The following is a 26,150-nucleotide window of genomic DNA, read 5'->3' as shown; positions in this document are numbered from 1 at the left end:
TAGGGTTCTTTTTGTCTTTTTTTTAGCCGACAAAAAGAAAGCTGTGATTGCGGGCTCTTTTTTATTTCGTAAAAAGGGGGAAACCACATGCTTATTTTTCAACTGGCTGTCATTTTGATCGCCTCCAAAATCGCTGGTGATATCAGCGTGCGGCTGGGGCAACCATCCGTTTTGGGGAAACTGCTCATCGGTATCGTCTTAGGTCCTACCGTTCTCGGGCTGGTCACGGACACAGAAATCCTCAAGGAAATTAGTCAAATCGGGGTTATCCTGCTCATGTTTATCGCGGGCTTGGAGACCGATATTGATGAGTTCAAACGCACTGCCAAGTCTTCAACCAGCGTAGGTGTCGCAGGGATTGTCATGCCACTTGCACTCGGTTATGGTGCCGGGATTGCGATTGGCCTCTCCAACATCGAAGCGATCTTCCTGGGACTGCTGCTCTCTGCTACCAGTGTAAGTATTTCCGTACAAACGTTGAAGGAATTGGGCAAGCTAAAATCAAGAGAAGGCGCAACGATCATGGGAGCCGCTGTTATTGATGACGTTTTGGTCATCCTAGCACTCGCTTTCTTGATGAGCTTCGCTGGCGGTGACGTGAATCTTGGCATGGTGGTTTTGAAAAAGGTCGCGTTTTTCGCCATCGTCATCGTTCTTTCCTGGAAGGTTGTCCCATGGATTTTGAAAAAATTCGCTCCGTTGCAGGTTACAGAATCGGTCATTTCCGCAGCGCTCATCATCTGTTTCCTGTTCGCTTATTTTGCTGAATATACAGGGGTTGCTGCCATCATCGGTTCCTACATCGCTGGGGTTGCGATCAGCTTGACCAATTACAAGCAAGAGGTAACGCACAAGGTCGAAACCATCAGCTATGCGGTTTTCGTGCCAGTGTTCTTCACCTCGATCGGGGTAACGGCACAGTTCACTGGCATCTGGGACAATCTCGGTCTGATTGTGATTTTGAGCATCCTCGCAATCATTTCCAAGCTCATCGGTGGTGCATTGGGTGCAAAAATCACGGGCTTCCCGTGGATAAACTCGATGGCCATTGGTGCAGCGATGGTATCACGTGGGGAAGTCGCCCTCATTATCGCCGCCATTGGTTTGGAGAACAATTTGCTCACACAAGACATGTTTGCTATCCTGATTGTCGTTGTACTCTTAACGACCATCGTCACTCCGCCAATGATGAAATGGTTCTTCTCGAAAACGGCACAGCCAGAAGAATTGGCATTGAAAAAGAACGCCTAACACAACCAAGACTGTTTCTCGCCATAGACGCGGGAAACAGTCTTTTTTACGTGTAAGAAAGTTTAAGTACTTCACATTGTATATACTACTATGCTTAAATTTTCTGAAACGCATAAAAGACTTCCTTACAGACGCGGTCGCTCCCCTAGAATATCTTCGTTGGAGGCTTTTTTATGATGAAGAAAACAGCCCTCTTTTCTGATAGGAGGAACACCGTCATGAAAATTGTGATCGCTCCGGACTCTTTTAAGGGCAGCCTGACTGCCCAACAAGTAGGCGAAGCCATTCGCTTAGGGATTCAACGCGTGCTCCCGCATAGTGAACTCATCGTGAAACCGATGGCTGACGGCGGAGAAGGTACCCTGCAATGCCTAGTCGATGCCACAGATGGCAAAATACTAACCACCACTGTAAAAAACCCGCTCGGACAGGACATTTCTGCTGAATTCGGCATCTTGGGCGACGGTGTAACCTGTATGATCGAAATGGCTGCTGCAACTGGTCTTTACTTGATTTCTCCAGAAGAACGCAACCCGCTTGTCACGACGACCTATGGCTTTGGTCAGTTAATTACGGCCGGACTGGATCAAGGGTGCCGCAAGTTCATTCTGGGACTGGGCGGCAGCGCTACCAATGACGGAGGCGCTGGCATGCTCCAAGCTCTCGGATATGTGCTTCTCGATCCATACGATCAGCCACTCTCTTTTGGAGGTGGTGAATTATCACGACTGAGCCGTATCGATACGAGTCAGGCTGATAAGCGGCTAGCTGATTGTCACTTCATCATCGCGTGTGATGTCACCAATCCTTTTGTTGGACCTAATGGCGCTTCTCACGTTTTCGGTCCGCAAAAAGGAGCGACACCGGAAATGGTGCTGCAACTGGATGACCATTTGCGCCATTTCGCTGACTTGATCGAACAGACCCGCGGCGTCGCTATTCACGATTTACCTGGGACAGGTGCTGCGGGCGGTGTCGCTGGTGCCCTTCTCGCTTTTCTGAATGGTCAGCTGCGTTCCGGGATTGAGATTGTGATCGAGACGACCCGACTCGCGGAAGCCATGGACAAAGCCAAGCTTGTTATCACAGGTGAGGGACAGGTCGACTTCCAGACGGCCCAAGGAAAGACGCCATGTGGAGTTGCCCAAGTCGCGCAACGATACGGCATTCCCGTCATCGTCCTCGCTGGTTCCATTGGAGACGGTATCGAAGCCCTTTATGAAAAAGGCGTTTCTGCGGTTGTCAGTATCACCAACAAACCGATGACGCTGGATCAATCGATGCGTGAAGCCGCCTTGCTCCTGGAGCAGACAGCCGAGCAGGTCATGCGGATTTATTGCCTGAAATCTTGATCGGCCACTTCCTTTCATAATAAATGCTACTCTTCCTCATCAGCATTGTGTTAACCGTATATGAGTGCATCGACAAGCCTTTGATAGCCGATATCGGAAAAGAATTCGAAGCTAGCTTCGGCGTAATCATCACTTCCATCGGACTCGGCATCATTTTGGAAAACTCGGGTGCTGGTGACGCTTTGGGTGTAGTCACCAAAGAAACTCCAATCGTGGACTATATCAAATTGTTCCAGACTGGCATCGCAGCATTGATCGGGGTCGGCGGCTTGATCGTGCCCGCCATTGTCATGCTGTTCTTGGCTTCGCTCGGGCTGGACGTCATCCTTGATACCGTCCCGATCGGGCAAATCTTGAAGATCATAGCAATCGGCGGGGGTGCAATGATCATCAGTCATGTTAACGACTCTTATTTCTGGGTCGTGTTCCCATTCTCCAACATGAGTTTGACCACCGCTTATGGTGTCCAGACATTGGTCCCACTCAGCTTTTTCAGATTCGTAAATGTCGTTGAGCTTATCCGCTGTGGCACGCCAACTAAACTTTTCCAAGGCAATCTGGCGAGCTTCTTGCTTCATTTTCAAATACAGAGGCTTATTCATGATCAGCAAACGGATCGCATCGGCGAAGGCCTGCGGATTTTTATATTCTTTGATCAGCAATCCAGATCGGCCATGCTGAATCACTTCTTTTATGCCCCCGTTTTTCGAGGCAATGACTGGCAATCCAGAAGACATCGCTTCGACGTTAACAAGGCCGAACGATTCATGCTTTTGCGAAGGACAAATGAACAAATCGGCTTTTCTAAAAACACGGTGGATACTACGATGAGGGACCGTACCTAGAAATTCGGCATGTACGCCAAATTTACGTGAGAGCGACTGCAATTTCCTTGCATATTTGCTTGTTGGTGATCCTCCGGCAATCATTACTTTAACAGGTTGGTCTATCTGTTTTTTCACGAGCTTAGCTGCTTGAAGCAATACGGGAACGCCTTTGCGTGGGATAAGTCTGCCCGCGAACAACAAGGTGAAGGCACGGGGATGAGAGGTTTTTTGAATAGGGGAAAAACGAGATGTATCAACGCCGAGCCATGCAACCCGGATTTTTCTCGACATACTAGGAAAACGAGCAGAAAGCCGACTTTCAAGCGATGAACTGTTGGTGATGATCAAGTCTGCTTTTCGTAATCCAGCCAAAGTCTCTGCCCCACTGGTATGAGGAACGTTGACAAAAGTCAGCGAGTGAAGATACAAGGACACAGTCGCTTTCGGAAACATGGATTTAATCGGCCTGACGAACTCCGGACGGTTATCAATTTGTAAAACGTCAAATCGCCGTTTCTTCAGGATTTTTTTCACATGGGTCAAATATTTCGTAGGACTGCCGGTAGGAACGCGATAAATGCGCACCCCATCGATAAAGGAATACTTTGGATAACGAGGATGCGCTCTGCTGATGATCGAGACCGAGTGCCGCTTACTCAATTCTTTGGCGATCGCCAGAATCGTAATTTCGACGGAACCCCCAAGAATGGGGGGGACGGGGATTTGCTCGGGGGCGATGATGACGATTTTCATACCGAACCCTCTCCTGTTTAAGAGCTAGGACTTGCAGCATACTCACCAAGTTCCTGCAAAAAAGGACCGACTCTCCTCACTCAAGCAAGTGCCCATCGTAACCGCATCATGGTAGTCGTTCTCCAAGTGGTCCCCCCTCGTATACTCACTTTTATCGCATCGCGCATCCGGGTATAATTCTTTATTTGTTAGACACAAGTATATTTTATGTTTTCGTGATAAGAAGGTGTTGGGCAAGGTACCTATGGTCTTCTTGCATTTTTTGGTATCACTTTGTTTCCCTGTGAAGGGTATAGCGTTTTAGACGTGGGGAGTATTTTTTCAGTTCCAATCGCTCGGGATGATTCCGCTTGTTTTTGGATGTGATATAGTTGCGATCTCCTGTTTCTGTGCATTGCAGGGTAACGTTCACGCGCATGGATGTAGCCTCCTCTTTTTTTGTTACACGGTCGTCTCGATTACAGCATCTGCCGTTGGGAGTGGATCAGGCAGCTTACTCCAGTCCGCCTCGTATTCCTCATCGTTCAGAAGACATGCATCGAGATGTTTCACGATTTGCTCTTGGTTCAGATCGATTCCGATAAAGACGAGCTCTGTGATTCGATCTCCATGTACGGGATGCCATGTTTGCTGCCAGTCCGGCTCCTCTACCAGAATCGCTTGTTGCTCTTCTGCCAGTAACGCTGCTGTCCAATAGCCTGCCGTTCCGATTTCGATGGATGGCCCCGCCTGACTGAGTGTCATCGCCACGTCATTTCGTGTCGCCAACCAGAAAAAGCCTTTGGCACGCACGACTTCTTCTGGCCAATCCTCCAACCACTTCTCCAAACGGGCTGGATGAAACGGCCTGTGGCTGCGATAAACGAAGGAGGAAATTCCGTACTCGTCCGTCTCAGGTGTATGCACTTCCTTTTGCAGCTCAGCAAGCCATCCCGCTGATTGACTGGCAGTCTCGAAGTCGAACAGATTGGTATTCAAAATTTCTTGCGGGTCTACCTGCCCACGAACAGCACGGATGAAACGAGCATTTGGCTGTAGCTTGCGTAGAATGGCTTCCAGCTGTATCAAATCGTCTGGAGCGACACGATCGCATTTGTTCAGGATCAACACATCACAGAATTCAATCTGGTCGATCAAAAGATCCGCGACCTCACGGGTATCCTCTTCGCCCACTGCCTGCCCTCTGTCCAAAAGGTTTTCGCCAGACGAAAAGTCATGCCAGAAGCGGTACGCATCCACTACAGTTACCATCGTGTCCAGGCGGCACAGGGACGATAAATTGATGCCATTTTCTTCGTCCACGTATGTGAATGTTTGGGCGACAGGAACCGGCTCACCTACTCCCGTCGATTCAATCAGTATGTAGTCATACCGTCCTTCCAAAGCCAGACGCTCTACCTCCGTCAGCAAATCCTCTCGCAAGGTGCAACAAATGCAGCCATTCGACAGCTCCACGACCTTTTCGTCCACACGTGAAAGATCACTGCCCGTTGAGATAAGAGCGGCATCGACGTTTACTTCGCTCAAGTCGTTTACGATTACAGCAACTCGTAGCCCGTCCCGATTGTTCAGGACATGGTTCAATAGCGTTGTTTTGCCCGCTCCCAAATACCCGCTCAGGACTGTGACGGGGATTTTATTTTCGTTCATGCTCATGCTGGATTCTCCTTTTTGGTTTGTTTAAAACGTAATGATTACGATTCGTTGGTTATCATAACGTACAGAAATATCCAAAGTCAATATAAAACGTAATTATTACGATTTGAAAACCAAAAAAATCAGCCAGATTTCACTCTGACTGATTTCATCCACGTCTGCTCCACTATTGTTTTGCCTTATTCATCCCAACCGCTTCCCCATAAGCCCCAATGACTGGCAGATACGCCTGACGATCATTCAATTTCCCTTGATCGACCACGGGCTCTGGGCGATTTTCTTTCCACGTAATCTGACTGTACACATGACCTGTCGCAGTCGGCATCGTGACGAGGATGTCTTTCACCTGATCGGCATTGCCATCCGTGATGGCGAGCTTCGGAAGAATACCGCTGTCGCGTTTTCCTACAGAGATAAATGTCTGCTGATTATCCTTTCCTTCGCGAACCACGACACGCAGGTTATGGGCCGTCTGATTCATCGATACGCCCATTTTATCGCCTACAAGGAAAATATGATCCTTGATGTTGTCTCCAGTCACGTCGACATACTTTGTATCAAGGACAAAGGTACTATCGCTGCCCATACTGAAGCCGCTATTGATCGTCACATCCGGCGACGGTATATTGTCCCAGTCCGCCTTTTGAACCGTTACCTGTAAAAGCTGCGGCTGCTTATTAACGATGTTCCACACACTGGTCGCTACTGCTAAGCGATCCTCCGTGTTCAGTCCCCACAAGGTTTGCTTACCCATATAACGCAGGTTGCCTTTCGCATCCCGGAATGGCACCAGCTCTACCAGCTTTTGCGTATAGCCATTGGTTTCCTTTTGCAGCTTTCCATTGCCAAGATAAATCCCTTGCTTCACGTACGTAGCCTTATTGGCCGATATATCTACTGTACTTGTCGCTTTTGTTTTTGTGTTCGTTACTTTTGCCGCAAATCCATCGACAAATTGTATGGTAAACGGGATATTTTGCTCTGGTTGCAATAAGACTACTGGCGCGTACGCTTGCGATTGGGTGCCGCTCGCTTGAACCGGGGCAGCCCCAACGCCCGAAGCCATGAGAACCGCGCCGCTGCAAAGAACTGCCGCCATCGTTTTGTGCCATGCTTTCATCCTATTCTCCTCCTTCGTATAGTTAACATCCAACTCCTATCCTACATTTTTAAACGAATTTGCTAGGTCAATTGTTGCTAGTAAAATACTCCCTGTTCTTTCGCACTTTTTTCCTGTATAAGGAAGCTTAGAGCACGTTCGCTCTTTCTTGAAAAGCTCGAAAACGGTTTTTTTTACCGTTTTGCAACAATTTTGCGGGATGGGCAAGCTACAATATAGTCAAATGGATATAGCAACAGAAAGGAACATTTGAAATGAAAAAGGCTTGGCTCGTAACGACAGCACTCTGCGCCTCTCTGGTTAGCGGTTGCGGACTCACAGATACACCCAATGAATTGATGCGCGCTCCATCAGCAGACGGCGATCAAAAATCGATCAATCAGGCCGTCATGCAATTTTTGCCGGCTGGGTCGCAATTATCTGTTCCTCTTCATCCCGCAGAAGCCAGTGCCGTCTCCCTACAGGATCTGAACGGAGATGGGATTGCGGAGGTCGTCGCTTTTTACAAAACCGAAAAAACCGATTACGAAATCGGTGTGCTCGTGCTTACCCAAAAGCAAGGAAACTGGGAAAAGCTCTCCTCCTTTACTGGTGTCGGCAGCGAATTGGATTACGTCTCCTTTCAAGATCTCACAGGTGACAAAATTCCGGAAATGCTGATTGGAATGGGGGGCGGCGAGGATCTGAACAAGGAGCTCTCCGTTTATTCGCTAGCCAATAATATGACCCAGGAATTGATGAAGCAGCCCTATTCCATTATGGCAGTAGGCGATTTGACAGGAGATGATTACGCGGATCTCGCTCTCGTTGTTCTCGATAAAAATAACTTCACATCCAAAGCCGAGCTGTATGGGGCAGCGAATGGCACCGTTGCGAAACAGACTGAGCTAGCCCTTGACGGATATGTAAATGGTTACTATCAGGCTGTCATCGGAAAAGCCTCTCCAACCCGAAACGGACTATTTATTGATGCTGGGTTAGGTGCTCACTCTGCTTCCACTGAACTACTCCTCTGGGACAATGGACAATTGTCCAACCCTTTGGCCAAAATAGAAGGAGAGATGGACCCGACCTTCAAACCGTATTCTTTGGAAAGTGAAGATATCAACGGTGATGGCATCATCGAGATCGGCACGAAGATACAACCCGCTGGGACAGAGGATTTGTCCATGGCAGAAATCCCTTGGGTCTCCTCCTACTTCCAGTGGGACGGGAAAACGGGCTTGAAACACATCGAGGATCATTTTCAAAATTACACACAAGGGCTGGACTTGAAGATCCCGGCAAAATGGGGCGATAAATACACCATCTCCATCAACCATGATACGAATCCACTTCTCGTTCGATTCCTTTATTACGGAACAAATGGAAAAAATAAGGCAGAATTACTAACGGTTCAAAGCATCCCTCAAAACGAATGGGCCAAATTTGAAAGCGGATTGAAGCAAAAACAAGTCCCCTACATTTTGCTGAAGGAAGAGGGAAAACAAATCTTGATCGCCATTTTACCGCAAACGACACCTACCCTTGGAAAGGCTGCTCTCGCGGAATATCGAACGATGCAGCTTACCGCAGAGGAAGTTCGTCAGCTCTTCAAACCGATGACGAACCGGGAATAAAGTGAAATAGTAAATCCTTATCAAGGAGATTTGCCCTATGAAGGTTCTATTACTGGAAGACGAGAAATCCATCCGGGATTTTGTGCGCATCAATCTGAAGCGCGAGGGCTATGAGGTGATCGAGGCTGGCACCGGAGAAGAGGCACTTACTCTCGCAGATCAACAATCGGACATCGTCATTGCGATTCTCGACGTCATGCTCCCCGGCATTGATGGCTTCGAAGTATGCGGACAGCTGCGCAAAAAATATCCGCGTCTCGGGATCATTATGCTGACGGCAAAAAGCCAGGAGCTGGACAAGGTCATGGGTCTCGAATTCGGGGCAGACGATTACGTCTCCAAGCCGTTTAGCCCTACGGAACTGTTGGCCCGTGTCAAAGCGTTGCATCGCAGATTGACACCCATTCCTGAGTCTGAGGACAAAAATGAAATTAACATCGCCCCCTTCAAGCTTTTGCTCGATGAACGCAAGCTGATTCGGGTGGAACAAGAAATCGTCCTCACGCCAAAGGAATTTGCGATCATCAAATTACTTGCAGAAAATGCGAACAAAGCCATTAGTCGCGACGAGATTTTGACAGCAGTATGGGGTCAATTTTTTGTCGGGGACTTAAAAATCGTAGATGTGAATATCCGCCGCATCCGGCAAAAAATCGAGGACGATCCGGCTCATCCAACTTTCCTGGAGACAGTCTGGGGGTATGGCTACCTCTGGCGAAAGGACGTCCCAGATGAAAGGCATTAAGAGCAGGCTGGTTCTTCATTTCGGCCTGATCCTCCTTCTGATCGTACTGCTCTTGGAAGGACTGTTTTACTGGGCCGTTCATACGTATTACATCGGGACTGCGACCGAAGCATTAGTAACCCGCAGCACGACCTTCACCAATTTTATTAACAAGTACGCCACCGGCTATCGGTTAAAAGACAAGGCACGCTACATTTTGGAAAATGTTTCGAATCAAGAATACGCCAAAATTGAGGTCTTGGACCCAGGAGGAAAAGTCATTCTCAACTCCTACGGCTTCCAGACCAGCGAGATCATCAATACCCCTGACGTCATGGATGCCATCAAGGGGCAAAGTGGATTGTACATCGGAAAAAGTCCGCAGTCGCGGGAGCGTGTCATCGCGGTGTCCAATCCACTTACGTACAGCGGAGAATTCGTAGGTGTTCTGCGGTACACGATCTCCGCTGAACCGCTTTATCAAGCTGTAAATCGCATTGCCTTGTACGGCGCTGGCGTTGGGACAAGCGTAGTCGTCCTCGCTTTTGCACTCAGTCTGCTCATGGCAAAACGAATCGTCGACCCCATCGAGGATTTAACCAATGCGGCTAAACAAATGGCGGAAGGAAATTTCGCTGTCCGCGCGCCAAAACGATTCGATGATGAGGTAGGAACCCTCGCGGATACCTTCAATTACATGGCAGCGGAGATCGGGAAAAATGAAAAGCTAAAAAATGACTTCATCTCCTCTGTCTCCCATGAGCTACGTACTCCGCTCACGTCGATTAAAGGGTGGGGCGAAACGATCATTTCGGGAGGCCTGGAAGAGCCTGAAGAGACGATGCTTGGTCTGGAAGTCATCTCCAAGGAGACAGATCGTCTGATCGGGCTCGTCGAGGAATTGCTCGATTTCTCGAAGTTTCAATCCGGTGAGATGAAATTGTCTCGTGAACGTATGGATGTCCGGGAGCTTCTCCATGATTTGCATCTTCAATTTTCAGTACGTGCCAATGCGAAACAAATCGAGTTAAAGCTGGAGACTCCCCCTACCCCACTTATGGTTATGGGAGACCCGAATCGGCTGAAACAAGTCTTTGTGAATCTATTGGACAACGCGTTGAAATTCACGCCACAAAACGGTTCGATCGTCATCGCGGCTTCTTTGTCAGGGGACCGGCTCCTTGCCACCGTCACGGATACAGGTGAAGGCATTAACCCGGAAGACCTGCCCCATGTCACAGAAAAGTTTTACAAGGGACGCTCCAAGCTCTCCGGCAGTGGTCTGGGACTGGCGATCTGCAAAGAGATCATTCAACTCCACGCCGGGCGTTTTTCGGTCAGCAGCGCCCTCGGTCAAGGAACATCGATTATGGTGGATTTACCTCTGTTGTCCAATCAATAAGGCAGGAAGAGCAGATAGCTCTCCTGCCTTTCGATTTCCCTACAAAAAAACTCACCCTGGCCGCATTGGTATGAGGCGTAGATGAGTTTTTTGCTGTTGGAACACGATATTAGAAGCTGTTTTGAATAACCAATTCTTCCAAGCCAAAGCGGGAAGTCGAATAAGCTTGCACGCTTGCTTTCCCCAAAGTCAGCATCAGTGTTGGCAAATAGCGGGATGGGATGTTCAGCTCTTTAATGAGCGCATCACGGTTGTAGCCACCCATTGGGCACGTGTCGTATCCTTTTGTTTTTGCCGCCAGCATGAGCTGCATCGCTGCATAGGACGAATTACGGATTGCTTCATCACGCGCGATTTCCGGGTTGTTATTGTAAGCCCCTTCGATTTGCGCGATCATGGTCTCACGCACTTCCTCTGTAACGTATCCTTTTGCCAATGCTTCATCATAAACCGGACGAGCTGACTTGTAAGCCTCCAGATCACCAAGAATGATGATCGTAGCGTAAGCATCCACTACCTGCTGCTGATTGTAAGCGATAGGGAGTAGTTTTTCTTTGATAGCAGGATCGGTCACGACGAGAAAACGCCAATGCTGCAAATTCCAGGACGACGGCGCACTTGCTGCAAGACGAAGGATCTCGTTCAGCTCGCCTTGTGGAATTTTTTCATTCGGATCGTATTTACGCACGCTGTGACGGGCTTCCATTACCTGTTCAGCGGAAATTTTCAGTTCTGTATTCATGATTGAATCTCCTCCATACTGTATAGTACGATGTTCAAAAGATATTACTTACTTACTTTATTATCGTTACAAACATTTTGCAATTACTTTTTACAGTTCGCTTCATACTCTATTGTTTGGAGGCACTCTCAATGAAATACACGGATAACATTGTCATCGTCACTGGCGGTGGCCAAGGCATAGGACGGGCTGTTGCCACCATGTATGCTGCCGAAGGAGCACATGTCGTCATCGCCGAGTACAATCGCGCTGCGGGAGAAGAAACTGCCTCACTAATCAATTCGACAGAAGCGGTGAAAGGCACGGCACACTTCGAGCACATCGACGTCAGTATACCAGCGCAAATCGAACATTTGATGAGAACCGTCGATGAACGCTGGGGGCGCCTTGATGTATTGATCAACAACGCGGGCTTGTCCGTATGGGAATCTCCCTATGAGCTAACCGTCGAATCGTGGGACCATATCTTGAACACGAATTTGCGCAGTGTTTTTCTCGCGTCGAGAGAAGCCGCCAAAATCATGCGTCGCCATGGCGGAGGCGCTATCCTGAATCTTTGTTCGACGCGGGCGCACATGTCTGAGCCACACTCAGAGGCATACGCGGCTTCCAAAGGAGGCATTTTATCGTTAACACATGCGCTTGGCGTCTCACTCGGCCCCGATGGAATTCGTGTCAACGCGATCTCTCCCGGCTGGATTGAACACCGCGATTATGCCGCTCTTCGTCCCGGGGATCATGCCCAGCATCCGGCAGGTCGCGTAGGAACACCCGAGGATATTGCCCGTGCATGCCTATTTTTGACGCAAAAGGACAACGATTTCATTACGGGTACTGAGCTGATTGTGGATGGCGGTATGACCCGCAAGATGATATACGAGCCATAAGCTAAACCAATGCCCTCCCTCTTGAATATGTTGTGCTAACAAGAGAAAAAGGAGGAGTTGTATGCCATTTGAAGAGGAAGACCTCAGAATTCTCGCCCTATGGCTTTTGGCAATCGGGTATCTGATTCTTGCCTTTACCGAATTGGCAGCGCTAGAGTTTTAAAAAATTAAGAGCCGCTCATTTCCAAGCGAAATGGAGCGGCTCTTTGTGTATCCACTGTGCTACCAAGTCACAAACGGCGGCGAGCCTGGTGCCTGGTGCTGAATTTGTTCCATAATCGGATAACCGTAAGCGAGAATGATCAGGAAGGCAACGAGCCCAATCCATACAGGCCAGCGTTCCAAAATTTTTGGAACCTCTTGCGTTGTCTCTGTTTCCGCAATCGGATATTCTGTATTCCCTTTTGGTGCGTAGAACGTCAGGTAAAGCAAGATCAGGATCAAGAGAATCGCAGATACAAACAACAATCCTCCACCAAAAGCCATCACGCGTTGATAATCCATCCAGCCCAGAGCTAATGGATGATCCATATACGTCGTGTAGTCTGTGCGGCGTGGCGCCCCTTGCAAGCCCATCGTGTGCATGGCGAGCGACATCAAGAGCATTCCTACTGCCCAGAATACAGTTTGCACCATTCCCATGCGATTCGCAGTTTTGGTCAATTGCCGTCCAGTCAATGCTGGAATCAACCAAAAGCTAACACCGAAGAAGGTGAGCGCAACAGCTGCCCCTACAGTGATGTGGAAGTGACCGGTAACCCAAATCGTATTGTGCACGACTGCGTTAATCTGGTTACTTGCGTTAATAATTCCCCCAGCTCCGCCAGGAATGAAGAACAGCATCCCTACAAATGGAGCAAAGAAACGTACGTCTGTCCAAGGCAGTTTTTTGAACCAACCGAAGAGTCCAACTCCGCCTTTTTTACGTCCAGTCGTTTCAAAAATGGCAAACATCGAAAATGCTGTCATCAAAGATGGGATTACAACAATCAGCGTCAGTGTAACGTGGATCATTTTCCATGCCGGCGAGATTCCTGGCTCCATCAATTGGTGGTGGAACCCGACAGGAATCGAGAACAACAGCAAGCATATAAAAGCGAGTCGACTGAGCGAATCACTGAAGACGTGACCGCCAATGATTCTTGGTACACACACATACCACGCCATATAAGCAGGCAAAAGCCAGAAATATACGAGTGGATGACCGAAAAACCAGAACAACGTACGGCTGAGCATAACGTTAATCGTCGGAACCAGCCCGAGTGACCACGGAATGAGTTGGAACAAAACTTCCACCGCTACAGGAATCGTCGCGGTAATCCACAGGATGTAGGTAATCACTCCCATGTAGAGGAAAAGCGGCGACGTCTTCCCTTTATTTTCGCGTTTCCATTTGCGATAGCTGGCAAAAACCCCGAATCCCGCCAGCCAGCTGCCTACTACGAGCAAGGCAGAGCCAATGTAAAAGTACGGAGATGCTTTCAGTGGTGCATAGAACGTATAAAGGACAGAGGCTTCATTCATCAAAATCGTGACAACAGCCATCAACGTCCCGACCGTCATGAGAATCCAGCCAGCCCATCCAAATTTCAGAGCCGCTCCGTGCAGGGAACCGCCTGTCGTACGGGCGACTCCTGAGAAAATAAAACCAACGATGAAGTACGTCGTAAAAATAAGTGCCATCAACACGCCATGCGCAGTCAAAATTTGATAGTAATTTGTCCAGCTTGGCAGTTCCATGATTCCACCGCGAACCATGCCCTGTACCATCCCTGCCAAAGCAGCCAATCCAAATGCAATATAAGCGACCCACACATAGGCCAAACTGAGCTTTGCAGCAGAACGTTGAACTGGAACATGAGGGATTGTATCCTCGACCTTCCTTGCGATTACCATAAGATTCACCTACCTTTATTTCACAATAATCGTGGTCGCCATTACCTGATGACCTGCGCCACAGTATTCGTTACAAAGGATCAAATACTCTCCTGGCTCGTCAAACGTGTGTGTCGCCGAGCTGATGTGTCCAGGCAGAACCATGAAGTTGATGTTGGTCTCTGGAATCTGGAATCCGTGAATAACGTCTGGACTCGTGACGTGGAAATTCACCGTTGCGCCGACTGGTATCTCCATCTTGGCGGGAGCAAAGCCGAACGCAAATGCTGTCATATAAGCGTCGTATTCGTTGTCTCCTACCTGTTTCAAGCCTGGTTTATCAAAAGGAGGCGTCTCCGTAACCCTCTCCGGATCAATCATTTCCATATTACTTGGCGGAGCCATCCCCATTGCAAACGCATTGACGCACAACAATACAATAAATAAGGCCAAACCACCTGCGCCGAGCATCAACCAGATTTTTTCATACCGATGCAAATGCATACGTACCCTCCTTTACTTCCCTTATTACGCCCTATCCAGGAAAAGCCCGAATACACCCAACCAACCGACTAGAATGATACCCCCAACGATCAGAACCGCGACAAACGTTCCCTTCAAGTCTTCCTGGTCCGTTTGCAGCTTGCTGGATTTTGATTTCTTGCCTTTCGCCGCTTTGTCTACTTGCGTCTCCATCGCGCTCTTCTCCTTTCCACGTGCCTTACAGGCGCAGTGTACATTTCACGCCTTCATTCTACCGCTGGAACCCCTTGGAAGTAATTCGGGGAAATCCCCTAAATTGCTCCGGGAAACCCCTGATTTCGACCGAATTATGACCATTTTCGGTCACAGGTTCGACACAAAAAAAGACGACCCCGTATTGGGATCGTCCACTAAAAATATCTTCTATAAAAGCTAGTACCTTTCACAGAACAGTAGTAAAATTAAGACAAGTACATAGACACGGCTCTCAAGGGTGGTCGGCTCATCTCCCATGTCGGAAACGTAAGGGGGGTGAGATTATGGCAATTACTAGCGAAATGTTTACACTCATGCTCCAATTTGGCAGCTTCATCGTTGCCCTTCTTGGACTTATTGTAGCAATCGTTGTTGCCCTGACCAAAAAAAATGACCGCTCTTGAGCTAGCAGGCCTGAGCGGTCATCCCCGTTTTAAATTCTGCTGAGCCGATCCCCCTTACAGGGTACCGTCTACTGTACGATAGATCAGAGTGTTCCAGCACTCTGGTCTATTTATTTTAGCCTTAAATTCTTAGCTTTATCATAACATATGGTTTTGCTGTTGACTATATACAACAGATTGTACGCTACTCAAAATCAAGCCAGCCCTTCTTAATCGCATACCGCACCAGATCAGGCCGCGTACGCAGGTGGAGCTTTTCCATAATGTGCGCTTTATGCGATTCCACCGTCTTGACTGAAACGGTGAGCTGCTCCGCAATTTCCTTGTTGCTAAAGCCCTTTGCGATCAAGACCAGCACTTCTTTTTCCCGATCAGTCAGGATGTCGTACTTGGCCTGCTCCTCTCCGTTCTTGACCATTTGCAGAAATTCCTCGATCAGAGATTTCGTCGCGGATGGATACAAATACGCCATGCCCTGATTAACCGAACGGATCGCCGTGATCAAATCGAGGTCAGGGGCGCTCTTTAAAATATAGCCGGCGGCACCGGCTTGCAGCACGCGAAACAGGTATTCCTCGTCATCATGCATCGTGAGCACAAGCACCTGAATGTCAGGTGCCGTTTCCTTCAATCTGGCCGTTGCCGTCAAACCATTTTCCCCAGGTGGCATACTCAAATCCATCAAAACGACGTCGGGCCTGACTTCCCATGCTTTTTCACATGCTTCTTTTCCGTCAGCTGCATAACCGACGACTTCCATATCCTCCTGGGCGTTGATCAACATCCCCAGCCCAGATCGTACTATCGCATGATCATCGGCGATCAAGACGCGAATGGTCATCCTCTACCCCCTCCTTCGGCACCGGAATCCGGACGATCACTGTCGTACCTTCCTCGGGTGCGGAGCGAATATCAACGGTACCGCCAAGTAACTGGGCTCGCTCCTTCATGCCAAACACTCCGAGTCCTTTGCCGATGTTCAATGTTTTCTCTACTTCAAACCCTACACCGTCATCCACAATCGTGACGACAATTTCCTTCTCCCTATTCTCGAACATGATTCCTAGATGGCTCGCCTTTGCATATTTTGCCGTATTGGTCATGGCTTCTTGTACAATCCGGTATAACGCTGTTTCCATCGCAGCGGAGTATCTGCGTTTCTCCCCCTGAACATGCAGCTCCACCTGAATATGAAAAGTCTTTTCCACCCGTTTCATTAACGAGCGTAATGCTGGCAATAAACCGAGATCATCAAGTGCAGACGGACGCAGCTCCAGCGCCATGCGCTTTACTTCCTCCATCGCCTTGGAAGTCATATTCACCAATTCGCTGACGTGCTGCATAACCGGCTCGCTCAATTCTCGTTGTCTGACTACGTTCAGTCCCACTAAAATACTATAAAGCGCCTGCCCTACGCCATCGTGCAGCTCCCGGGCGATGCGCTTTCGTTCTTCTTCTTGTGCCTGGATCGCGAAATTCGTCAATTTGTACTGGTAGCGCTCTTTTTCCACTCGCAGTTGCGCAGACATATCACGCAAAATCATGACCAGCTTCCCTTGCGATTCATCCTCCAGTCTCGCAGAGCTGGCGGCGACAGGGTAATCCACACCCGATTTCGTTCGGAGCCTCATCTCGAATGAAGGCATTTGCACGCGCTTAAAAAAGCAATCCGTGCAGCTCGTTTCTTCCATACACGTTGCCATTCCGAGACACAGCTCGCAAATATGTTTATCTCGAATCAGCTCTTCTTCTGTCCAGCCCGTCATCTGCTCCAACGCAGCATTGGCCTTTACGATTCGTCCCTCATGATCAATTACCAGGATCGCATCGCTAGCGTTGGCAAAGATGGACTGCATCAGGGAAAGCACTTCACTCGACGTACCCATGCGTTCCTCCTTTTGAGACAATCATCCTATCGTTATTGTAAAGTTTCCATAAAAGAAAGTGTATCAGGGAATTCCCTTATCATCATTCGAATTGACATTTTATTAAATTAGAATATTATCTAATTAGACAGATGACAAATATACTGAAAGGAGCTTTTGACATGCCAAGCACCACTCCCTTCCCAGCCCATAGCGCTCGATTGGTTTTTCAGCCCGTCACGGAACACGATTTCCCCGAGCTGCTGACGGTGTACAATTCAAACCCCGATTATATGGAGTTTGCCTTTGGACAACGAGTCGTCACTCTACAGACAGTAGCAGATGACCATCAAGATAATCTGAAGTTTGCGGACTCCTACAGCTTTTCGATAAGAGAAGTACACGGTACCGAGATCATCGGGATCGCCCAGTTCATTTTGTGCAACCCACGAGATGGCCACCCTTGGCTAGGCCTCATTATGCTGCACAGTGAGTACCAAAGTCACGGCTACGCCAAGGAATTTCTGGATACCTTGCTAAGCTGGTACCAGGAGAATGGCTATACCTCCCTCCATTTGGCTGTTCTGGAAAAGAACAAGCGGGTCATCCCTTTTTATGAAAAGTACGGCTTTGTCGCCTATGAGGAGCGAGAGCACGAAAAGCTCGGTCTGGTCATCTGTATGGCATATCCTATTCAATCATGACAGGAAAAAACCCGCTGCCTAACAAGCAAGCAGCGGATTAGAAAAAAGGGACGGCAGCTGCCATCCCTTCTCTCACTTATTCTACTACGATTTTCTCAGCCGCAGCGATTGCCGGCAGGCTGCGCGTCATCATTGGGCTATAGAATGCAAATACTTTACTGTCTTCTTTCAGTTCTTCTGGCTTGAGTACTTTATTGTCTTTTGCGCTCACAATAACTGTTTTTTCGCTAATCGTCAGCATGATTTTTTCTTGAGATTTTGTTGTAATCGCTTGACCCTCTACGAGCATTTTGTAGGTTCCTTCTTTGTCAGAGGAGATGCTTGCTACTTTGCCCGCTGTTCCCAATACTTCCTCAGCTTTCAAGCTGTCTTTCACTACGATGCTGATTGCACCGGATTGAGGCGGCAAGCTCATAGTCATGAATTTTTGGGATGTTCCCTCAACTTCCATACCCAGCTTCAAATCTTCTGGCTTCAGTGCTTTTCCTTGTGCATCTGTAATTTTTGTCTCTTCATTCAGATGGAGCATGATGCCTGTTTCATAGCCACCCAGCATCACGGAGTATTGGCCTTTATCGGACTTGGTGATGCTTGTAATGGTACCTGTGCGCACTGGTGCTACATCTTCATCTACGATTTCCTGATCGGGTACATCTACGACGATTTTCTCAGCCACAGCGATTGGCGGCAGGCTGTGCGTCATCGTCGGGCTATAGAAAGCAAATACTTTGCTGTCTGCTGTCAGTTCTTCTGGTACGAGAACTCTATTGTCTTTTGCACTCACAATAACTGTTTTTTTGTTAATCGTCAGCATGACTTTTTCCTGAGAGTTTGGTGTAATTGCACTCCCCTCTACGAGCATATTGTAGATTCCCTCTTTATCAGAGGAGATGCTCGTTACTTTGCCCGCTGTTCCCAATACTTCCTGAGACTTCAAGCTGTCTTTTACTACGATGCTGATAGCACTAGTTTGAGGTGGCAAGCTCGCGGTCATGACATTTTCGATGGTTCCATCTACCTGCATGCCCAGCTTCAAATCTTCTGGCTTCAAAGCTTTGCCTTCTGAATCTGTGATTTTTGTGTCTTCGGTCAGATGAAGCAAGATGCCCGTCTGGAAGCCGCCTAGCATCACAGAGTATTGACCTTTATCGGATTTGTTGATTTTTGTAATTGTACCCGTGCGAATCGGTGCTACATCTTCATCCACGACTGTCACTGCATCATCCGATACATTCACTTCTGCTTGCAGAATTTCATCTACGAAAGCAACTGGCACATAAGTGCTTCCGTTTATCATACGTGGCTCTGCACCCAGCGTTTTGTACATTTTCGCGTAAGGATAGCGATCCTCACCAGCTTTTGCATAACTAGAGATTGCACCTTTTTGTACCTCGGCAGCTTGCAGTTGATTGTTCCAGCTCACTTTAAATCCGAGTGATTCCGCAACTGGACGGAGCGGAACAAGTACGGTTTGCTGTCCTTTATCTAAGATCGCCGCTTCTGCGATTGCTTGACCGTTTACGTTTAGGGAAAATCCTTTTACTGGTTCGGAGGTTGCAGATACCACGCTTGTTCCCAAAACGGCCAGTGCCGCGATTGTCATCATGCCTGTACGGATTGTTTTCATGTTTGTTTACGCCTCCAATGTTCTTGCTTGTTTTAGTGTGTCTATTCATTGGACGGCACCCTTTCAGAAACGTTTCATAAAAATTTTCATAGATGTGTAAATCGTTCCCGTATAAGCGAAAAACATCACGACTGGCTTGGGTTTTGGTTGTTTCGAGGCATCGGCACATCGGGCTTGCCAGACGGGTTGTTGTACAAATACGCAGGCACCTTGCCGACAATCAGTGCCTCGGAGACCGGGATTTGTGTAGTGACCGTCTGCTGCTTGGTCGCAAACGGGATAATGACCCGCAAATCGACCTCGACGTGAATGTAGACAGTCACCAGCACCATGTTGATTCCGGCTTGCTTCAGACCTGTTTCCAGCTTCGTTTTGACGGCACCAATCGGAACGAACGTCACCGGAATATCAGGCCCAATGTGCTCCAGAAAGACGTTTTTGGTAGCCAAGCCTAGTGGTATGGTCGTCTGGACATGCTCCTGCTCGAATTCCTTCAAACGATTTTGGATACGGGCTGTCGTTTCCCCCACAATCCGGGAATACTCTTTAAAGTTAAAATTCACCGCTTTGATGCTGCCATTCTCGTCCTTTTCCATGATGACAACTTCGTTGACGTCTACACCCTGTTGGGACATACGCTTGGTGACTGCATCGGTAATGGCGAGCTTGGCGACCTGCTCTGCCTTGGCCTGAGCAATCAACATCAACGTCGGCTCTACCCTGCGTTCCACAACGATAAACAAAACAATCAACACCACAATGATCATCAGTATCCCGGCAAAAATTCGCCTTCTACGTCTTTTCCATCCTCCCCTTCTCAAGCGCACGATGGCTCCCTCTCCCCTTTTGCGGCTCGGTTAGTCAGGACGAACCGTACGCATAGCTGGGCGTTTTTCTTTGCTTGTACGCTGTCTACCGCTGGTAAGCACCCCACCGATTCCCGCGACAAACGTTGGAACTCCCGCCGCGACCAAAATTAATGCCCAATCGCGCAGATTTAGATCCGTTGTTTTGAAGATCGGCTGGAGTGCATCCATGTACACGACACCGATCACGAGCACAATCGACGAAAGCACGGCCCATACGAGGTATTTGTTTTCAAATACATTGCGGTGAAAAACGCTGTATTGACTCCGGCAATCGAAAACGTGAATCAATTGTGCCATGACCAATGTAACGAAAGCGACGGTCTGGGCATGCACCAGATCATTTGGATTCTCTTTGAGAGTCAGCCAGAATGCCAAGAGCGTCATCGCCCCGATGAGAAAGCCGCGGCTAACAATTTTCCAGCCCAATCCCCGGCTAAATATGTTTTCGGCCTTATTGCGTGGCTTCTGATACATCGTGTCTTTCTCCGCCTGATCGACGCCCAGTGCCATTGCCGGTAAGCCATCTGTCACGAGATTGACCCACAAGATCTGGATCGGCACCAAAGGCAAAGGAAGCCCGAGGAGCATGGCAAAAAACATGACGAGAATCTCGCCTACGTTGGACGCCAGCAAATAGCGGATGAATTTTCGAATGTTGTCATAGATGTTGCGGCCTTCCTCGACGGCAGCGACAATCGTGGCGAAGTTATCGTCGCGCAGCACGAGATCGGCCGCTTCCTTCGTCACATCCGTACCGGTAATCCCCATCGCGATCCCAATGTCTGAGGTCTTGATCGCAGGAGCATCATTGACACCGTCTCCGGTCATGGCGACAACATGTCCTTGGCTTTGCAGGGCACGGACGATCCGCAGCTTGTGCTCAGGAGACACACGGGCGTAGACAGTCACTCGCTCCGCATACTCTGCGAGCTGCTCATCTGACATGTTGTCCAGCTCACGTCCCTCCAGCACTTCTCCGTAGCCACGCGTCAACCCAATCTGCCGGGCGATTGCTTCTGCTGTCACCTTGTGGTCGCCTGTAATCATGACGGTCTTGATCCCTGCTTGATGGCACAGATTGATTGCTGGACGCACCTCTTCACGCGGCGGGTCGATCATCCCGGCCAATCCGACAAAGACGAGATTGTTTTCCAATGAACCGATCGGCTGTCCAGGTCGATAGCCTTGCAGCGTCTTATAGGCGAAGCCCAGTACGCGCAGCGCTTTGCCAGCCATCCGTTCCGTTTGCTCCAGTACTTGGTGACGAAGTGTCGCGGAGAGTGGAGTGAGCTCTCCCTTCCACAAAATGTGTGTCGATCTCGCCAGCATTGCCTCCGCCGCGCCTTTCGTCAGCAGGGAATACACACCGTCCGTTCCCTTTTCGACGATCGACATCATTTTGCGGTCAGAGTCAAAAGGGAGCTCCTCCACACGCTGGCCCTGCTGGTTACTACGCTCTGTATTGCCGCCCAATGCCTTCGCGGCAAGCACCTTGAGAGCACCTTCTGTCGGGTCGCCTACGACTTGCCAAAAGCGTGACGTCTTGCCCATCCCGAGCAGATTGCGCGTGCTTTGCTCCTCGCATGTCAATCGGGCGTTGTTGCATCGGTCTGCGATTCGGATCATTTGCGAGAGCGCTCCGTCTCGGGCGGGCGATACCATTTTCCCCAGATAGTGAAAGGCTCCCTCTGGTGCGTAGCCGCTGCCGCTCACCTCATACGTGGAATCGCTGTGCCACACTTGGGTAACCGTCATTTTATTTTGAGTAAGGGTCCCTGTTTTATCGGAGCAAATGACAGAGGCGCAGCCCAATGTCTCGACCGATGGGAGCTTGCGTACGATCGCATTGCGGCGGATCATTCGCTGGACGCCAAGCGCAAGTGCAACAGTCACAATCGCCGGCAAGCCTTCCGGAATCGCCGCCACTGCGAGACTCACCCCGGCGAGGAACATCGTAAACAGCTCATGACCATGCCAGACACCAGCAGCGATGACGACAATCGTCAACAGCAGTGCGACGACCACGAGAATCTTGCCCATTTGCTCCAATCGCAACTGCAGAGGGGTTTCTGCTTCTTCCGCTGTATTCATCAAATGCGCGATTTTCCCGATTTCCGTGCTCATCCCTGTCGCTACAACGATGCCGCTCCCTGTTCCTCCGGTCACCATCGTGCCCATGAACGCGAGATTTTTTTGGTCGCCAAGCGGTACAGTGGACGCCTGGGCTGTCTCCAGTCTTTTCACGTTTTTTCCGACGGGGACAGACTCCCCGGTCAACGCAGACTCCTCCACCTCCAGCCGATTGGCCGAAAGCAAACGCAAATCTGCGGGAATACGGTCCCCGGCCTCCAATTGCACCAGATCACCAGGTACCAGCCGCGAAGCCGGTATCATGGAAATGTGCCCGCCCCGGATGACGCGCGCCATCGGGGATGCCAGCTCCTTTAGCGCTTGCAAGGATCGTTCAGCCTTGGCCTCCTGAATAAAACCGAGGATACCGTTAATGAGGATGATCGCGATAATCGCAATCGCATCCAGGTACTCTCCGAGGAAGTAAGAGATCAACGTTGCAATGAACAGGATGAGTACCATAAAATCCTTGAACTGATCAACAAAGACCGAGTAGAGAGGCTTTCGCTTTTGTTCAGCCAACTGGTTGGCACCTTGTTTAGCCAGTCGCCGCTCCGCCTCCTGCTGAGTCAACCCTTGCGCAGCATCACTATGAAGGGCTTCGGTCACGTCGGCCGCCGCCAGCGTGTACCATTTTCGAATTGGCTGTGTATCCACCTACATCTCCTCCATCCACATCTCACTCCTTTTCATGTGTATGCAGACGAGCTAGAAAATAAAACAACCCGTCCATTTATCAGGACGGGTTCGATATTTTTGGTATAAAAAACTATTTCAAGCTTTTGGCTACGCCAATGCAAATCAACAAAATCGGCGGCAGCCATGTGAGCCTCGTCAGCCATCTGGCTTTTCCGGCTCGCCTGCCGAGGGCAATTCCTACCACAAGTAGCAAGGCACTCATCACCGCGATACAGAGAGCGACGAGCAGTGGCGAGTATCCCAAAAACGTAAGGCTGATGCCTGCGCCGAAAGCATCCAAAGACAAGGCAAGCCCCAACATAACGGCCTCCCAGCCCATAATATGCCCAGATCGGTCAGCGTCGGCTTTGGAGGGATCTTTTAAAATCTGAATCATGACACCAAAAATGCGGAACTGCGACAATAATACGATGGGTTCCTGCTCTTCCTGTTTTTCTGCGGCTACAACGGCGTTGCTGCCCTCGGTAGCAGACTCCTGAGCCTCTGTCCCCGACCGTGTCGCAATGAGCCGCCACAGAGTAAACAAACCCATAAGGATCAAGACTGCGGCACCAATATACTTGCCAATCTCGGGTGTTAACCATTCGGTAAGGGATGAGCCTACGAGCATGACACCATATACAACAGCAAACGAACATCCAGAAACGACGACGAGTGACAAAAAGGGCATTCTCATGTTCCGTAAACCATACGTCAATCCTACACTGACACTGTCCATGCTGATGGCCAGGGAAACGAGCAGGAGTGCGAGCCATCCGCTCATATGTGGTCACCTCTTTCCCATTGCCTATTAGGTATACGCGAAAAGCTCTGCTGATGTGCCAACAAACGAAGAAGGTTTGATTACGAATCTTGAAAACGATCATTGCCTTCTGACTTGAAAACTGCTACCATTAAATTAAACAATGTTTAAAACGTTGTTTGACAGAATGAATTGCTTCCAATAAAAAGGAGGTCGGTCATGTCACCAGTAGATAAAAACAGCGAAACGAAAACGAAAATTTTGCAATCGACACTGGATTTAATCAAGATGGAGGGCTTCGAGAGTGTGACGGTGCGGAAAATCGCAGCGGATTCCGGTACCAACGTAGCTTTGGTTAACTACTATTTCGGTTCCAAGGATAAGCTCATCAATGAAGCCCTCAGTGCATTTTTAGGTGGCTTTACAGCTACATTTAATATCTTGGATAACACATCCCTGCTTCCCCAAGAACGACTCAAGCAGTTTTTAATGAGCTACGTCCAGATCATCGAGCAATATCCCGAGCTGGTTTCACGAATTTTCTCGCTTGGTGGTGCTGTCTTTACCTCTCAATATGAGTACGGCCAATTTCTGAAAAGCATTGGGTTTGTGAAGATTGAGGAAGTTTTGAAGGAAATTACCCATGAAGAAAACCATGAGATTCTCATGATGATGATCATGCAGCTGTTCGGAGCGATTTTTCTGCCAGCCTTGCTCAAATCGATATTGTCTACTGGCGCTGGCATCGAAGTCGCTTCCGTAGAGCAACAGATTGATTTGTTATTCGCACGCTATTTTCATGAAAAATAGGAAATAGGGGGAGAAACAGATGGGCTTTTTGCGAAAATATTGGTCTGACCTCGGTGTGTTGATGGCAGTAGGCGTTGGTCTGTATGTCATGCTGCAATGGAGCACCATTCCTGCTATCGAGCGGCTGTTGTGGCTAAGCTTCATCGCCATCCTTGTTCATCAGTATGAAGAGTACCGTTGGCCAGGGTATTTTGCCGGACTTTTTAATGGTTTGATTTTCAAAAGCAGCCATCCAGAGAGATACCCGCTGAATCCACAGTCTGCGATGATCATCAACCTCGTCATTGCCTATGTCTTTTATCTGGTTCCCCTCTTCTTCCCGACGGTCGTCTGGCTCGGTTTGGCCCCGATTCTCATGGGCTTTTTCCAGTTTATCTGGCATGGAATTTTTGCGAATCTGAAAGCGAAAACCATCTACAATCCAGGCTTGTTCGCCGTGATTTTCCTCCACATTCCGATCGGGGTATGGTATATCCGGCACATCATCTCCACTGGCATGGTAACCACATTAGATTGGATGATAGGTACGGTCTACTTTATCGTTGCGGTGTACATTCTCATTGTGAAGGGTAATATGTGGCTGAAGGACGAAAACTCACGTTACGCCTTTTCTCGTCAACAGTTGGGACCGTACATTCACAAATCATAGAGTCAAAAAGAAAAGGAGTGAACCTGAGGGATCACTCCTTTTGCTACTCAAACCTGGCTTATTTTCTATCTTTTCCGGAGTCTTCTCGTAGGGAACTTTCCACGATTCTCTCCATTGGTCTTTCTATTCTTCCGTCTTGTAGGCAATCCTGCTGGAATGGTACGTGCCTTTCGCGGTCTGTCTGTTGATCTAGTAGGTAACACGGTCAGCGTGTCACCCGTCCTAGCATTTACTTGACTCGTACTTGCCGTAAGCGTGATCGTGAAGTTGTAGTTGAACACGCCAATAAAAAAGCGTCTAAACCCTAGATTTCTGCAAGTTGTGCATCCCGTGTTCCAACACCAATGAAAAGCAGTACGCGGGACTTGAGTAAAGTAGTTACCCGACCACCTACGTCCGCCACCCTCGGCATAGTAATAGTAGGTACGCCCCCCAACATATCCACTCCGAACCAGTCTCGTCTGACCTGGCTCTATGCGATACCAGCCTCGCTTCGCATAGTTGACTGGACTACAGGAAAAATTCAAGTAAGCGTAGGCAACAAATACAGTTGCATTTGTATTGTTGCGAAAATAGAGACCCATCTTCATCACTCCGGTTTTTATATGGTTTGTCTTACGATGTATCATATGAAGACGACGAAAAAGTGAAATGGACAAACGTGGACATGCAACAAATTTAGTGCATCTATAACCTTTCAATATT

24 protein-coding genes and 2 pseudogenes are annotated in these 26,150 nt (G+C 48.9%); 11 read left to right on the top strand and 15 right to left on the bottom strand.

From position 1 onward, the window contains the following. Positions 1–87 precede the first annotated feature (87 nt). From C7R93_RS27730 to C7R93_RS30840, 3 genes and pseudogenes are all read left to right on the top strand, one after another. The gene (locus C7R93_RS27730; RefSeq protein WP_106841814.1) at positions 88–1,251 is read left to right on the top strand and encodes a cation:proton antiporter; all 1,164 of its coding nucleotides are present in this window, start codon (positions 88–90) and stop codon (positions 1,249–1,251) included. Between the two features lie 218 nt (positions 1,252–1,469). Beyond that, complete coding sequence (locus tag C7R93_RS27725; RefSeq protein ID WP_106841813.1) at positions 1,470–2,603, top strand: glycerate kinase; 1,134 nt, start codon at positions 1,470–1,472, stop codon at positions 2,601–2,603. A gap of 23 nt (positions 2,604–2,626) precedes the next feature. Beyond that, positions 2,627–3,004, top strand: a pseudogene (locus C7R93_RS30840) (hypothetical protein); the annotation flags it as partial. 171 nt (positions 3,005–3,175) lie between these two features. On the opposite strand, the pseudogene C7R93_RS27720 reads toward C7R93_RS30840, so the two are convergent. From C7R93_RS27720 to C7R93_RS27705, 4 genes and pseudogenes are all read right to left on the bottom strand, one after another. Then, positions 3,176–4,183: pseudogene (locus C7R93_RS27720) on the bottom strand (glycosyltransferase family 4 protein); the annotation flags it as partial. Positions 4,184–4,451: 268 nt separating this feature from the next. Beyond that, positions 4,452–4,601, bottom strand: coding sequence for a 50S ribosomal protein L33 (rpmG, locus tag C7R93_RS27715; RefSeq protein WP_007726139.1), 150 nt, complete (start codon positions 4,599–4,601; stop codon positions 4,452–4,454). A 23-nt stretch (positions 4,602–4,624) separates the two neighbouring features. Further along, on the bottom strand, positions 4,625–5,839 hold the full coding sequence (locus C7R93_RS27710; RefSeq protein WP_106841811.1) for a GTP-binding protein: 1,215 nt from the start codon (positions 5,837–5,839) through the stop codon (positions 4,625–4,627). 166 nt (positions 5,840–6,005) lie between these two features. Next, positions 6,006–6,959, bottom strand: coding sequence for a hypothetical protein (locus C7R93_RS27705; RefSeq protein ID WP_106841810.1), 954 nt, complete (start codon positions 6,957–6,959; stop codon positions 6,006–6,008). Positions 6,960–7,213: 254 nt separating this feature from the next. On the opposite strand from C7R93_RS27705, the gene C7R93_RS27700 reads away from it, so the two are divergent. From C7R93_RS27700 to C7R93_RS27690, 3 genes are read left to right on the top strand one after another with little or no spacing between them, the layout of a single operon-like run. Next, positions 7,214–8,578 carry a hypothetical protein gene (locus C7R93_RS27700; protein ID WP_106841809.1) on the top strand — a complete coding sequence of 455 codons (1,365 nt, stop codon included), beginning with the start codon at positions 7,214–7,216 and terminating at the stop codon, positions 8,576–8,578. A 37-nt stretch (positions 8,579–8,615) separates the two neighbouring features. Beyond that, complete coding sequence (locus tag C7R93_RS27695) at positions 8,616–9,323, top strand: response regulator transcription factor (RefSeq protein ID WP_106841808.1); 708 nt, start codon at positions 8,616–8,618, stop codon at positions 9,321–9,323. Next, a complete protein-coding gene (locus C7R93_RS27690; RefSeq protein ID WP_167402511.1) occupies positions 9,310–10,704 on the top strand; it encodes an ATP-binding protein in 1,395 nt (464 codons plus the stop codon). Before C7R93_RS27695 ends, C7R93_RS27690 begins: the two co-directional genes overlap by 14 nt. A gap of 109 nt (positions 10,705–10,813) precedes the next feature. Here the strand turns inward: C7R93_RS27690 and C7R93_RS27685 are convergent, their stop codons facing one another. Next, positions 10,814–11,446, bottom strand: a complete 633-nt coding sequence (locus C7R93_RS27685; RefSeq protein ID WP_106841806.1) for a nitroreductase family protein — start codon at positions 11,444–11,446, stop codon at positions 10,814–10,816. 131 nt (positions 11,447–11,577) lie between these two features. Between C7R93_RS27685 and C7R93_RS27680 the strand changes: the two genes are divergently transcribed. After that, positions 11,578–12,333, top strand: coding sequence for an SDR family NAD(P)-dependent oxidoreductase (locus C7R93_RS27680; RefSeq protein ID WP_106841805.1), 756 nt, complete (start codon positions 11,578–11,580; stop codon positions 12,331–12,333). A 222-nt stretch (positions 12,334–12,555) separates the two neighbouring features. Here the strand turns inward: C7R93_RS27680 and C7R93_RS27675 are convergent, their stop codons facing one another. Genes C7R93_RS27675 through C7R93_RS27665 form a run of 3 tightly spaced genes read right to left on the bottom strand, consistent with a single transcriptional unit; the run spans position 12,556 to position 14,904 of the window. Further along, positions 12,556–14,229 carry a b(o/a)3-type cytochrome-c oxidase subunit 1 gene (locus tag C7R93_RS27675; protein ID WP_106841804.1) on the bottom strand — a complete coding sequence of 558 codons (1,674 nt, stop codon included), beginning with the start codon at positions 14,227–14,229 and terminating at the stop codon, positions 12,556–12,558. Between the two features lie 15 nt (positions 14,230–14,244). Continuing rightward, a complete protein-coding gene (locus C7R93_RS27670) occupies positions 14,245–14,712 on the bottom strand; it encodes a cytochrome c oxidase subunit II (protein WP_106841803.1) in 468 nt (155 codons plus the stop codon). A gap of 24 nt (positions 14,713–14,736) precedes the next feature. Beyond that, complete coding sequence (locus C7R93_RS27665) at positions 14,737–14,904, bottom strand: cytochrome c oxidase subunit 2A (protein ID WP_088910416.1); 168 nt, start codon at positions 14,902–14,904, stop codon at positions 14,737–14,739. A gap of 326 nt (positions 14,905–15,230) precedes the next feature. On the opposite strand from C7R93_RS27665, the gene C7R93_RS30835 reads away from it, so the two are divergent. Further along, positions 15,231–15,350, top strand: coding sequence for a putative holin-like toxin (locus C7R93_RS30835; RefSeq protein ID WP_228088406.1), 120 nt, complete (start codon positions 15,231–15,233; stop codon positions 15,348–15,350). 184 nt (positions 15,351–15,534) lie between these two features. Here C7R93_RS30835 and C7R93_RS27660 read toward each other — a convergent pair whose 3' ends face one another. Then, on the bottom strand, positions 15,535–16,191 hold the full coding sequence (locus C7R93_RS27660; protein WP_069851973.1) for a response regulator transcription factor: 657 nt from the start codon (positions 16,189–16,191) through the stop codon (positions 15,535–15,537). Further along, complete coding sequence (locus C7R93_RS27655) at positions 16,163–17,236, bottom strand: PAS domain-containing sensor histidine kinase (protein WP_106841802.1); 1,074 nt, start codon at positions 17,234–17,236, stop codon at positions 16,163–16,165. Before C7R93_RS27655 ends, C7R93_RS27660 begins: the two co-directional genes overlap by 29 nt. Before the next feature lie 161 nt (positions 17,237–17,397). Between C7R93_RS27655 and C7R93_RS27650 the strand changes: the two genes are divergently transcribed. Then, the gene (locus C7R93_RS27650) at positions 17,398–17,919 is read left to right on the top strand and encodes a GNAT family N-acetyltransferase (protein WP_106841801.1); all 522 of its coding nucleotides are present in this window, start codon (positions 17,398–17,400) and stop codon (positions 17,917–17,919) included. Positions 17,920–17,995: 76 nt separating this feature from the next. Here the strand turns inward: C7R93_RS27650 and C7R93_RS27645 are convergent, their stop codons facing one another. From C7R93_RS27645 to ytaF, 4 genes are all read right to left on the bottom strand, one after another. Continuing rightward, complete coding sequence (locus C7R93_RS27645; RefSeq protein WP_106841800.1) at positions 17,996–19,546, bottom strand: copper amine oxidase N-terminal domain-containing protein; 1,551 nt, start codon at positions 19,544–19,546, stop codon at positions 17,996–17,998. 125 nt (positions 19,547–19,671) lie between these two features. Further along, positions 19,672–20,373 carry a sporulation protein YunB gene (gene yunB / locus C7R93_RS27640; RefSeq protein ID WP_106841799.1) on the bottom strand — a complete coding sequence of 234 codons (702 nt, stop codon included), beginning with the start codon at positions 20,371–20,373 and terminating at the stop codon, positions 19,672–19,674. A gap of 30 nt (positions 20,374–20,403) precedes the next feature. Then, positions 20,404–23,202 (bottom strand): calcium-translocating P-type ATPase, SERCA-type, encoded by a 2,799-nt coding sequence (locus C7R93_RS27635; RefSeq protein WP_106841798.1) that lies wholly within the window; start codon positions 23,200–23,202, stop codon positions 20,404–20,406. Positions 23,203–23,314: 112 nt separating this feature from the next. Further along, positions 23,315–24,007: a sporulation membrane protein YtaF gene (gene ytaF, locus C7R93_RS27630; RefSeq protein ID WP_106841797.1), complete on the bottom strand. Its 693-nt coding sequence runs from the start codon at positions 24,005–24,007 to the stop codon at positions 23,315–23,317. 198 nt (positions 24,008–24,205) lie between these two features. On the opposite strand from ytaF, the gene C7R93_RS27625 reads away from it, so the two are divergent. Together C7R93_RS27625 and C7R93_RS27620 are read left to right on the top strand one after the other, a co-directional pair. Continuing rightward, positions 24,206–24,796 carry a TetR/AcrR family transcriptional regulator gene (locus C7R93_RS27625; RefSeq protein ID WP_106841796.1) on the top strand — a complete coding sequence of 197 codons (591 nt, stop codon included), beginning with the start codon at positions 24,206–24,208 and terminating at the stop codon, positions 24,794–24,796. Between the two features lie 19 nt (positions 24,797–24,815). Then, positions 24,816–25,445 (top strand): HXXEE domain-containing protein, encoded by a 630-nt coding sequence (locus tag C7R93_RS27620; protein ID WP_106841795.1) that lies wholly within the window; start codon positions 24,816–24,818, stop codon positions 25,443–25,445. A 65-nt stretch (positions 25,446–25,510) separates the two neighbouring features. Here the strand turns inward: C7R93_RS27620 and C7R93_RS27615 are convergent, their stop codons facing one another. Further along, positions 25,511–26,029: a DUF1036 domain-containing protein gene (locus tag C7R93_RS27615; RefSeq protein WP_106841794.1), complete on the bottom strand. Its 519-nt coding sequence runs from the start codon at positions 26,027–26,029 to the stop codon at positions 25,511–25,513. Between the last annotated feature and the right edge of the window lie 121 nt (positions 26,030–26,150).

Source organism: Brevibacillus fortis (assembly GCF_003013395.1).
Classification (GTDB): Bacteria; Bacillota; Bacilli; order Brevibacillales; family Brevibacillaceae; genus Brevibacillus; species Brevibacillus fortis.
This window is presented reverse-complemented; position numbering and strand designations above follow the sequence as displayed.